This is a genomic window from Pantoea sp. RIT-PI-b (genome assembly GCF_001187905.1).
GTDB classification, from domain to species: Bacteria; Pseudomonadota; Gammaproteobacteria; order Enterobacterales; family Enterobacteriaceae; genus Pantoea; species Pantoea nemavictus.
Map to the genome: position 1 here is coordinate 461,754 of NZ_LGIS01000020.1, position 11,651 is coordinate 473,404.

Below are 11,651 nucleotides of genomic sequence, written 5' to 3' on the forward strand. Positions count from 1 at the left end.
GAAGGTTGGGATGAGGGACAGCGCGCACACCCTCTCACTCCGCTAAATGCAGATCCTGCACCCCGGTATCAATATGCCCCGCCCAGAAGGCGACGCTCTCGGCAATCTCTGCCACCACCTTGCTGTCCGTCGGCTCGCGCTCTTTGAAGCTCAATTCAAGACAGATTTCATTATCCTGCGCGCCGCCGCGCGCCAGCGCGTCCAGCAGCGGCTGCGGTTGAATGCGGCCGCCGGCATTGTACTGCAATGTAAAAGGTCTGTGTCCGCCTTTATCCAGCATGCTCTGCTTAATGTGAATGATCGGCGAGTAACGCGGCACCGCTTCCGCCCATGCGTAGGGATCGAAGTCGCGCGGGTCGGCGGAGGTCACATCGCCGTGATCGATGTCCGCCATCATCCACATTGGCAGCGCGAAAGCGTGCGCGCTCAGGCGCTGTTGCAGCGCTAAACAGGCCGGAATGGTTTCACCAAACTCGCGTCCAATGCTCATTGGCTCCCAGAACAGGTATTTCAAACCGGCGGCTTTGGCATGCTCAGCCACCTCAGCCCAGCACTCAATGGCGATATCAATCAGCGCTTCGCGGCGTGCAACATGGTTGAAATCCTGCTGGGTAAAGATGGCAAACTGCGACCCCACCGCGTCACCGCCCAGTTCGGCGGTGATATCGGCGAAGGTTTTGAACCAGTTGACGTAATAGCGGCGCACTTCAACATCAGGGTGGCCAAAATGATTGAGGCGGCCATACGGCCCGGTCATTCCCGAGGTCACGCACACGCCAGTAGCGCGCAGCGCCTGCTGCATACGCCGTGTCATGCGGGTGATGGTGGCCGCAGGCCAGCCGGGATTGATGAACTCATGCGTGAGCTGCAGATCACGGATGCGAATCTGCTGCGCCACGGTAGCGATCAAATCCTGCGGATCGGCAAAGCGGTTCACCAGCGGGTTGGTATTCAGTGATAGCGTTAACGGCATGGTTCACCTCTTATCCAGCGTGTGCCCGCAGCGGCGCGGCGGCAGTGAAGGTCGCGTTGAACCACTGCGTGAACGCTTGCTGCTGTGCGTCATCCAGGTGCAACTGATGTTTGGTGCGGCGCCACAACACATCTTCCGGCTGTTGCGCCCACTCGTTTTCCACCAGATAGCGCACCTCGGCCTCAAACAGTTGCCCACCAAAGTGACGCCCCAGATCGCTCAGCGCATTGGCATGACCGATCAACTTATCGATGCGCGTGCCGTACAACCGCGCATAGTGCTTACGCAGAGGCTGTGGCAGCCACGGCCAGCGCGCCTTTATCTGCTCTAAGAAACTGTCGAAATCGGCATTGGGCATATCGCCGCCCGGCAAGGTGGCGGCGCGCGTCCAGTCGGCGCCCATGTTCGGGAAGTAGGGTGCCAGCTTCTGTATCGCGTGCTCGGCCAGCTTACGGAAGGTGGTGATCTTGCCGCCAAACACATGCAGCAGCGGGGCGTTTTGCTGATCGTCGAGGTCGAATACATAATCACGCGTGACGGCCGACGGGTTGCCTTTGCCATCATCAAACAGCGGACGTACGCCGGAGAAGCGCGTGATCACATCGCTGGCGCGCAGTTTTACCTTGAAGTAGCGATTGACCACATCGATGAGATATTGCTGCTCGCTATCGTCAGCGGTAACCGCTTCCGCTTTGCCTTGCCACGGAATATCGGTGGTGCCGATCAGCGCTTTGTCGCCTTCATACGGGTTAATGAATATCACCCGTTTATCCGTGTTCTGCACCAGGTAAGCCTGCTGACCTTCCCAGAATTTCGGCACGATAATGTGCGAGCCTTTCACCAGGCGCACATTGCGGTTGCTTTTGGTGTGGGTGACCTGATTGACGATATCCAGCACCCACGGCCCAGCGGCATTCACCAGCACTTTGGCAAACACGGTGTGTGACGCGCCGCTGGCCTCCTGTAGCGTGATCTCCCACTTGCCGTGATGCCGCGTGGCTGCGACACAGCGCGTGCGCGGCAGAATGGTGGCACCGCGCTCGGCGGCATCCAGCGCATTGAGCGTCACCAGACGTGCGTCGTCCACCCAGCAATCGGAGTATTCGAAACCTTTTTGATAGCTATCCAGCAGCGGCGCACCTTCCGGATCGCGGTGTAAATCCAGCGAACGCGTGCCCGGTAATTTCTGGCGCCCGCCAAGGTGGTCATAGAGAAACAGCCCAAGGCGCACCAGCCACGCCGGGCGATCGCTGGGGCTGTGCGGCAAAACAAAGCGCATCGGCCAGATAATGTGCGGTGCCGCGTTAAGCAAAACTTCCCGCTCGATCAGCGCCTCGCGCACCAGCCGAAACTCGTAATACTCGAGATAACGCAGCCCGCCGTGCACCAGCTTGCCAGAGCGCGATGAGGTGCCCTGCGCAAGGTCATCTTTCTCACACATCATCACCGTTAAACCGCGTCCGGCAGCATCGCGCGCAATACCTGCCCCGTTGATACCGCCACCAATCACAAATAGATCCAGCATGTGTTCACTCATGATTTACTCCTTAAAACTGTTTTAGCGCGTGCCAGGCGGCAGGAAGATCGTTACGCATCTGCTGATAGGTGGGGAAAAGCTGGTTATAACGCTGCTGCAAATCGGCCGAGGGCGCTTCGGGCGCATCGAGTAACGGCATCACCCAGGTTTTGACGCAGCTCTCCATCGATGGGTAAGCCCCAATCGCCACCGCCGCCATCATGGCGGCACCCGCCGCGCCAGCTTCTTCGCGCTGGCTGATACGCACCGGTGCGCCAATACAGGCCGAAAGGATCTGCCGTAGCGGTTGTGAACGCACCGCACCGCCGGTTAAGCGAATTTCGCCCGGCAGGCTGCCCATTGCCTGATAGCAATCGCGGGCCGCCATGCCGATACCTTCGATCACCGCACGCACCAGATCGCCAAAGTTGTGGGTGTAACTCAGTCCGGTAAAACTGGCGCGCGCCTCGGCATTCACAAAGGGCCCGCGCTCGCCGGCAATCGAAATATAGGGGTGATAGAGCAGGCTGCCGGGCTTCGCGGCGTTGAGCCAGCGATCGATATGTCCGACTAAACGCGCGTGATCGATTTCGCAGCCAAAACTGTTCAGCAGCTCGCTGGCGAGGTTTAACAGCCAATCGAGATTAAGCGTGGACGCCATATTGGTTTGCACCTGAGTGACATAACCCGGCCACGGCAGCGGAATCACATAGCCGGTTTGCGCCGGATTAAGCCACACCTCATCGATGGTGACGCTGCGCAGATGCACGCCGGTGGAACCGACAATCGAGCAGGCGGTATTGGCTTCACCGGTATGCACGCCCGCGCCGAGTGCTGTCATCGCCATATCGACATAGCCAAGGCAGATCGGTGTGCCGGCGCGTAAACCGGTGGCCTGCGCGGCTGCGGCGGTGAGTGGATGCGTGGTTTGCGTACCCTCGATAATGTCTGGCAGCAGCGTGCGACGATGCTCAAGTCCCAGTGCGGCTATCACCTGATCGTCATAGCGCTGGTGGCGGAAGTTGCCAAAGGTAAAGCTGGCCTCTGAAGGATCGGTGGCGCGAATGCCGGTGAGATTGAGATACAGCCAATCTTTGCAGTGCAGCGCCACTTCGCTGTTTGCCAGTAGCTCGGGGTAGAAGCGATCCATATGCGCCAGCTGCGATCCCTGCTGGCAGGTATTGAGCCCGGTGCCGGTGGCGCTAAAGCGTGCGGCGGCTAACGGCTGCTGATTCAGTCTCTCTACCGTCGGTGCCGCGCGCGCATCCAGCCAAATCCATGCATCGCCAACCGGCTGATTATTCGCGCCCACCAGCCAGCTGCCGTCGCCCTGGGCGGTCACCGCGACAGCGACCACGCGCGCCGCCAGATTTTCCACCCGATCGCCCAGTTTGCGTATCGCCGTCACCGCATCCTGCCAGGTTTGCGTCATCGACTGCTGCGCTGCGCCGCCTTCACTGCGGTAATAGCTGTTTCGTACCGATGCGCATGCCAGCTGCGTGCCTTCCAGATCAAACGCCACCGCTTTCACTACCGAGGTGCCGGAATCCAGACCCAGAATGATATCGCCACTATCCACGTACACCTCCGAGAGAAGAAGAGTTCAGTTCATCGCCGTTAATCACCCCGCGAGGTGTTAACGGTCTGTGATGATTTTGCTAAATAATGTCTTACACCACTTCCCACTGAGATAACATATCGATTGTATTATTTTTCTAAAAAACGAATAAATTTCACATGAGAAAGCGAAGTCGATCACGAAATGAGCGATATAGGCGAGTAAATGAAAATGAAATATCACGTAGAAAAGCCATGCAAGGCGCGGAAATAGCGGTTTGTGATGCGACCGACATCAATTAAGCGATCCAGATCGCTCTCCTGAAAAAATTGCGCGTCAGCTGTTGACAATTTAGTCACATCAGCACAATTCTCATCACACAAGTTATCACACTTATAACATTATCGGCGCGATTATCGCAGCTGATAGCTTGAGAGGTCACGTTATGTCCGATGTCTCGATACTGGCTCAACAGATTGCCCGTAAGCGGGTTAAGCGCTACGCGGCGATAGGCATTGTGGTGATCGCCGTTATCAGTGCGATGGCGCTCGACACCAAAGTGGTGAAAATTGGCTCCGCTGATGACGCGCAAGAGCAGGGCTTTTCGCCCGACAGCTACGGCCAGAAAACCTTCCCAACCATTCAGCAGGATGTGCAGTCACGTGCAGTAGACGCGAAAACCCTGGCCGATGCGCTACAGGCTAATCAGCAGGACGCAGTGCAGAAATATGGCGTAGGCGCGCCGCTGCCGGTGTTCGCGGTAAAACTGCAAGGCGTAGTGCAGGCGGGTCAGATGGGCATTTTCCCGCTGAAAATCGACGGATTAGCGGGGGATATGCAGGTGCGACTGCAAACCGGTCCGGCGATTACCGGCACCGATCTGCGTGACGCCAGCGGCAAGATTCAGTTCGGCGATTTCACTAACCAAATCGAGTATCAAAATGCCGGTTCAGCCATTAATCGCGCAATGAAAACCGCCGTGCTCGACCCGCTGGATCGCGACGCGCTGCCGGGGAAAACCGTGCAGGTAGTCGGCGTGTTCCGTCTGCTCAACGCGAAAAACTGGATGGTGACGCCGGTAAGCATGGAGGTGAAATGAAACCGTTCAATGTTAATCCTGCCTTGCTAAAAGGCGAGGTGATCCTGCAGGCGCGCAATATCAGCAAAATTTACGGCTCCACGCACGCGCTGAAGGGCGTCAATTTCGAGATTCGTCGTGGCGAAGTGACCACGCTGTTTGGTGAAAACGGCGCGGGTAAATCGACGCTGATGAAAATTTTGTCTGGTGTGATTACGCCAACAACCGGGGAAATTCTACTACACGGCGAAGAGAAGACGTTTCGATCCGCCACTGAAGCGCGTGACTGCGGCATCTCGATTATCCATCAAGAGCTCAACCTCGCGCCCAATATGAACGTGCGCGACAACATCTTTATGGGGCGCGAAATCATGAAGCCAGGCGGCGTCGATTACGCCGAAGAAGCGCGCGTGACGGCGCACCTGATGGCGGCGCTGGAAGAGGAGATCGATCCGCTTACGCCGGTAGAAAACCTGCGTCTCGGTCAGCAGCAGATTGTCGAAATTGCCCGCGCGCTATCGGTGAACTCACAGATTTTAATCATGGATGAACCAACGTCGGCGCTGAGCGCGGCAGAGGTAGCGGTACTGTTCCAGGTGATTCGCGATTTAACCAGCCAGGGCGTGGCGATTGTCTATATCTCGCACCACCTGGAAGAAGCGCTGGAGATTACCGACCGCGCGGTGGTGCTGCGTGACGGCGCGATGACGGCGTATGCCAAACGCGATGAGATCGACCTCGAATGGATCGTGCGCAATATGGTGGGCGACCATTTTGATCTTGGCTCGCCGCCGCAGGGTTATGAGTTCGGCCAACCGGCGTTGACGGTAAAAGATCTCACGCTGAAGAGTAAAACCGGCATCCGGCTGGTGGACAACCTGTCACTGGCGGTACGGGCCGGCGAGATCGTCTGCATTTATGGCCTGATGGGCGCCGGACGCACCGAGCTGCTGGAGTGCATCGCCGGACGTCTGCCGCAAAACAGCGGGCAGATTCTGCTGCAGGATACCGATATTTCCGCACTGACCATTTCACAACGCATTCAAATCGGGCTGGCGCTGGTGCCGGAAGATCGGCAACGCGACGGCCTGGTGCAAACCATGTCGGTGGGCGAGAACCTGTCGCTCGCCAGCATCGGCGACTTTGTGCGCGGCCTGGTGCTGTCGAGAAGTCGTGAAAAGCAGCTGGTTAACGACAGTATTCGCAATGTCACGGTGAAAACCGCCGGCGGCGAAGCGGCGATTGGGTCGCTCTCCGGCGGTAATCAGCAAAAAGTGGTGATCGGCAAGATGCTCGCCACCCGTCCTAAGGTGATTTTGCTGGATGAACCGAGTCGCGGCATCGATATCGGCGCTAAAGCGGAAGTGTTTCGCCTGCTGGCAGAGAACGCCAAAAAAGGGCTGGCGGTGGTGTATACCACGTCGGAAGTGGGCGAGTGCCTGAGTATTGCGCATCGCATTGTGGTGATGAGCAAAGGGCGCATCTCCGCCATCTTCGATGCGTCAGTCAGCAAAGAACGCATTATGGCCGCTTCAGGCGAGTCTCTGGTGGCATGACATGAAAAACGGAGCAAAACAGATGAGTGACAGAACACAAACGCTGGCTTCGCCGCCGGTGGCCGCAGCAAAAAAGCGTGATAAACCGCTCAACGTGGCGCGCCTGCTACTGGAAGGGCGTGCCTTTATCGCGCTGCTGGTGATTATCGCGACTTTTTCCTTCCTGTCGCCTAACTACTTTACCGGCGCCAACTTTCTTACCATGGCGTCACATGTGGCGATCTTCGGCTTGCCGGCGATTGGCATGCTGTTGGTGATCCTGAACGGCGGCATCGATCTCTCGGTGGGATCAACGCTCGGTCTGGCGGGCGTGATGGCCGGATTTATGATGCAGGGCATCAATCTGGAGGTGCTCGGCGTGGTGCTCTATCTGCCAGTGTGGGCGGTAGCGATTTTGACGCTGGTGGTGGGCGCGCTGGTGGGCTTAGTCAACGGCGTACTGATTGCCTGGTTCCGCGTCCCGGCGTTCGTCGCTACGCTTGGCACCATGTACGTGGCGCGCGGTATTGCGCTGCTGATCACCAACGGCCTGACTTACAACAAACTCTCTGGCAGCGAAGCGTTAGGCAATACCGGTTTCGACTGGCTTGGCTTCAACCGCATCTTCAATATCCCGGTCGGCGTGCTGGTACTCGGCGCGGTGGCGCTGGCCTGTGGCTTCCTGCTCAGCCGCTCGGCATTTGGTCGCTGGCTCTACGCTTCTGGCGGCAATGAACGTGCTGCCGATCTGTCGGGCGTGCCAGTGAAGCGCATCAAGATCAGCGTATACGTGTTGTCCGGCGTTTGCGCCGCATTAGCCGGGCTGGTGCTCTCCTCCCAGCTCACCTCGGCAGGGCCAACGGCGGGTACCACCTATGAGCTAACGGCAATTGCCGCCGTGGTGATTGGTGGCGCGGCCTTAACCGGTGGACGCGGTAACGTGCGCGGCACGCTGCTTGGCGCGTTCGTGATTGGTTTTCTCTCTGATGGCCTGGTGATTATCGGCGTCTCTGCTTACTGGCAGACGGTGTTCACTGGTGCCGTGATCGTGCTGGCGGTATTGCTCAATACCTTGCAATACGGGCGGCGCGCTCGCTAATTCACGCGCGCTGCTTCAGCAGCGTGCGGATATCCGTAAAACCTGTACCCCAATAATAACGGAGCACCTACTATGTTCACAAAACGTCTCTTCATCGCTGCTGCGGCGATGGCCATTACCACCTTTGCGGCACCCACCTGGGCCGACAACGGCTTAATGACCATCATCGTTAACGATCCCTCTAACCCTTACTGGCTGACAGAAGGTCAGGTGGCGCAAAAGGCCGCTGAAAAGCTCGGCTACAGCGCCAAAGTCAGCGCGCACAAAGGTGACACCAACACCGAAAGCCAATTGATTGATACGGCGATCACCAACAAATCCAAAGCGATTATTCTCGACCCGGCTAACGCCGATGGATCGGTCGGATCGGTGAAAAAGGCCATCGCCGCCAATATTCCCGTGTTTATCATTAACGCCGAGCTTAATCAGAGCGGCCTCGCCAAAGCGCAGCTGGTCTCGAATAACGCTCAGGGCGCCGCGGTCGGCGCGATGGAGTGGGTGAAGCAGGTGGGCGATACCGCGAACTATGTTGAGCTGGTTGGCCCGCCATCGGATAACAATGCCGCCACCCGCGCCAACGGTTTTGATACCGTGTTGACGCAATACCCGACCCTGAAAAAAGTCGGCCAGGAAGTGGCCAACTGGGATCGTACCCAGGGCTTCAATAAGATGCAGTCGCTGCTGCAGGCCAATCCCAACATTAAAGGCGTGATCAGCGGCAACGACGAGATGGCGCTGGGCGCCATTGCTGCACTGAAAGAGGCGGGCAAGCTGAATCAGATTAAAGTTGGCGGCTTTGACGGATCGCCCGATGCGGTTGACGCCGTGAAAGCCGGCACGCTGGCCTACACCGTGATGCAGCCGGTGGCACAGTTCGCGCAGAAAGCGGTAGAGCAGGCGGACAGTTTCCTGAAAACCGGTAAAACCGGTGCCGCATCCGAGAAGCAGCTGTTTGACTGCATCCTGATCACCAAAGAGAACGCCGGCAACTTCGCCTCGCCGTTTGTGTTGAAGCAGTAAGTTTCGGAGCGCACAGTCCTGTAGCGGCGCGATTCATCGCGCAATAAATTGCGCCGCTACGGTACGTGCGATCATCATTACCTGTCGTCATTTGCCAAAACCTTGTTTAAACGCTGTAATAAGTGCCGAACCGCTTTTCGCTTCACACCGGATGAAATATGGCGCACAACCCGCAGGACTCTTCCCTTGGCGTTTTTATGGCCGAAACCCTCCCCAGCGATAGCCGTCAGGCACGCCAGCTGGCGCGTCGCCAATTGATCGCTGAAGCGGTAATGGCTGAAGGGGCGATTCGCATCGAAGATATTACCGATCGCTTCGGCATCAGTTTGATGACCGCACATCGGGATATCGATGAAATGGTGGAGCGTGGGCTGCTGCATAAATCTCGCGGCGTGGTTTCAGCCACGCCAACCAGCCTCGTCGAATCCAGTGATATTTATCGTGCCACGCGCCAGCTGGAAGAGAAGCAGGCCATTGCCGATGTGGCCGCGACCTATCTGGAGCCGGGCCAGGCCATTTTTCTTGATGATTCCACCACCGTATTGCAGATGGCGCGGCTGCTGGCCGCACGTGCGCCGCTGACGGTGATCACCAACTCGCTAACCTTAATGAACGAGCTGCGCAACGGCCGTGATATCACCTTAATGGGGCTGGGCGGACAGTTTTATCACTGGTGCAATGCCTTTATGGGCCGCATGACGCGCGAAGAGATTGCCAGCCTGCGCGCCGACGTGTTTTTCGTCAGCATGTCGGCGATTATCGAGGACGCGGTGTTTCACCAATCCGCTGAAACGGTAGAAACTAAACGCGCGATGTTTGACGCGGCGCAGAAGCGCATTTTGATGATGGATGACACTAAGTTTGAACGTCGGGCGCTGCACCGCTTTGCTCATCTGAGTGAATTCGACGTGGTGATTGTCAATCAGGGCACGCCGGTACCGATTCTACGCCGCATGCAGGATTTGGGCGTCAACGTCGTAGTGGCACCGATGAAAATAGCCAGCAACGCTCCATCATAAAGAACGCATTATCACGCTGCGTCTCTTTACATTTATTTAAATATATCGAGACTTAATTGCTTTTTTTAGTTTCTTTAACACTCTTGTTAATTATTCAGGGGTTTCCTGGTCATTATATTGCCAATTTGCTCTACGTTTACTATTAGGCCAAATTTCAGAATGATGGGGTATCTGATGCTGATTAAACTTAAACGTACGCGCACGCATGATGAGGATCGCAATCTGGCGATGTGGTTAGCCACCGCCGCTGGAGTGCTCAATGCGATCGCCCTTGGGGCATTTGGTTTTTTTCCCTCACACATGTCAGGTAATACCTCACAATTATCCAGTGAAGTGTCGAACGTTAATTTCCGCGACATCACCTTTTTAGCTACCATTCTGTTTGCTTTTGTTTGTGGCGCGGTCACCGCCAGAATGGTGGTGATTAGCGGATTGGCCAATGGCAACCGGATTATTTTCTGCCAGATTCTCTGGGTGGAAGGGCTGGCATTAATATTATTATCGCTATTTGAACTGTTCTTTTATTCATCGGCCAATAATCGCGAAGTTATTGTCATTCTGGGCTTCCTGATGGGCATACATAATTCAACATCGACGCAATTATCCAATGGCCGCGTACGCTCAACCCATATTACCGGCACCTTAACCGATGCCGGGATTTCTCTGGCTTCGGTCATAGCGGCACTGTTTCGGCGCGATCCGTCGAAAAACGTATCCGGGCAGAAGCGCCAGCTGTGGACGCATCTGACCACCATTTTCTCCTTCCTGATCGGTGGCATTGTCGGTTTGATGATGTTCAAACATCTCGGCTTTAAAGCCATGGCGATGGTTGGTGCCATTCTGTTGATAGTCGCCACGCTGGCGATGGTGAGAACGGTGGTGCGGGCAAAGCGCACGGCGGCATAACCCGGTGATGACGAGCAAAGCGGCTCCGTTTAAGCCGCTTTGCTAGTGCCAGCTTCAAATAGGAATTTTTACCTTCCGCAGCGTCTGAAAACCCCTTAAATTCACGCCGACGAGCAGTGCCAGTCACAACAGATTGGGTATTTTAACAACAATCAAATAAACACTTTTGCATGCCATAAAATAATGGCAGTGAGGCTTTGTATGCTTTTAAAACGCAGCTGTAAAATTGCTATGGTTATGTTGGTGATGTTTTCGGTGACCGCTTGCGGCATGTCTCATCGTGGCAGAAACACCGCGATTGGTGCCGGTGTCGGTGCCGTAGGCGGCGCGGTATTAACCGGCGGCAGCACCTTCGGCACGCTGGGCGGCGCGGCGATTGGTGGCTTAATCGGACATGAAGTGAGCCGTTAATTTTCTTGCCATTGAGATTCGCTGCCTTATTTAGCGGCAGCGAATCAGAGTTCTGATTATTACCTGCCTTTAAACATCCCCGGTTATTTTGATTACCCAAAATCCAGACTAAAAATACAAACACGCCAAATCCAACGAGATCGGCGAAGCAGGGCGCGCATTACTGCCGAGATTAGACGAGCGTTAACTTCTTTGTCATAAATAACACGCCAAGAGTTCTGAATTGTCCTTTACCCAGCGATGGTTCGGCGTATGAAGAGTAAACACTTATCGAGCCGAATTTATTCAATCTATTTTTCAGGGCGGCGAAAGTTGGCAGGCGTCGTTAAGGGCAGGAGATAAGGTTTGTTGGGCCTGAGTGCGCATTGGCATATCTCATTTAACATAATCATGATTATGCGCACTTAGATTATGGAAGCAAAGCTGACCTGGCCGTTCTGAGCTAAGCTTACCTGGCCGCTTCGGGCTACCTGCTGAGGATCCTGATATGACGGCTTCTGGTGCGGAGTTTTTCACGATGAACGAAGTTAACCGGC

The 11,651-nt window shown here is 55.9% G+C and carries 10 protein-coding genes; 7 read left to right on the forward strand and 3 right to left on the reverse strand.

Annotation, left to right across the window (positions count from 1 at the left end; translation table 11 throughout):
* Nucleotides 1–34: 34 nt before the first annotated feature.
* Genes AC790_RS14780 through AC790_RS14790 form a run of 3 tightly spaced genes read right to left on the reverse strand, consistent with a single transcriptional unit; the run spans nt 35 to nt 4,068 of the window.
* Nucleotides 35–973, reverse strand: a complete 939-nt coding sequence (locus AC790_RS14780; RefSeq protein ID WP_049852266.1) for a sugar phosphate isomerase/epimerase — start codon at nt 971–973, stop codon at nt 35–37.
* A gap of 10 nt (nt 974–983) precedes the next feature.
* Nucleotides 984–2,510, reverse strand: coding sequence for a glycerol-3-phosphate dehydrogenase (locus tag AC790_RS14785; protein ID WP_049852267.1), 1,527 nt, complete (start codon nt 2,508–2,510; stop codon nt 984–986).
* 10 nt (nt 2,511–2,520) lie between these two features.
* Nucleotides 2,521–4,068, reverse strand: coding sequence for an FGGY-family carbohydrate kinase (locus AC790_RS14790; RefSeq protein WP_049852268.1), 1,548 nt, complete (start codon nt 4,066–4,068; stop codon nt 2,521–2,523).
* A 424-nt stretch (nt 4,069–4,492) separates the two neighbouring features.
* On the opposite strand from AC790_RS14790, the gene AC790_RS14795 reads away from it, so the two are divergent.
* The 7 genes from AC790_RS14795 (at nt 4,493) to AC790_RS14825 (ending at nt 11,115) form a co-directional block, all read left to right on the forward strand.
* A complete protein-coding gene (locus AC790_RS14795; RefSeq protein WP_007888392.1) occupies nt 4,493–5,146 on the forward strand; it encodes a DUF2291 domain-containing protein in 654 nt (217 codons plus the stop codon).
* On the forward strand, nt 5,143–6,681 hold the full coding sequence (locus AC790_RS14800) for a sugar ABC transporter ATP-binding protein (protein ID WP_049852269.1): 1,539 nt from the start codon (nt 5,143–5,145) through the stop codon (nt 6,679–6,681). Before AC790_RS14795 ends, AC790_RS14800 begins: the two co-directional genes overlap by 4 nt.
* 22 nt (nt 6,682–6,703) lie before the next feature.
* Entirely contained in the window at nt 6,704–7,759 is a 1,056-nt protein-coding gene (locus AC790_RS14805; protein ID WP_049852282.1) for an ABC transporter permease, read from the forward strand.
* Nucleotides 7,760–7,831: 72 nt separating this feature from the next.
* Complete coding sequence (locus AC790_RS14810; protein WP_007888383.1) at nt 7,832–8,779, forward strand: D-ribose ABC transporter substrate-binding protein; 948 nt, start codon at nt 7,832–7,834, stop codon at nt 8,777–8,779.
* 158 nt (nt 8,780–8,937) lie between these two features.
* Nucleotides 8,938–9,798, forward strand: a complete 861-nt coding sequence (locus tag AC790_RS14815) for a DeoR/GlpR family DNA-binding transcription regulator (protein WP_049852270.1) — start codon at nt 8,938–8,940, stop codon at nt 9,796–9,798.
* A 174-nt stretch (nt 9,799–9,972) separates the two neighbouring features.
* Nucleotides 9,973–10,704 carry a YoaK family protein gene (locus tag AC790_RS14820; RefSeq protein WP_049852271.1) on the forward strand — a complete coding sequence of 244 codons (732 nt, stop codon included), beginning with the start codon at nt 9,973–9,975 and terminating at the stop codon, nt 10,702–10,704.
* Nucleotides 10,705–10,905: 201 nt separating this feature from the next.
* Nucleotides 10,906–11,115, forward strand: coding sequence for a glycine zipper 2TM domain-containing protein (locus AC790_RS14825; RefSeq protein ID WP_007888377.1), 210 nt, complete (start codon nt 10,906–10,908; stop codon nt 11,113–11,115).
* The last annotated feature ends 536 nt before the right edge of the window (nt 11,116–11,651 follow it).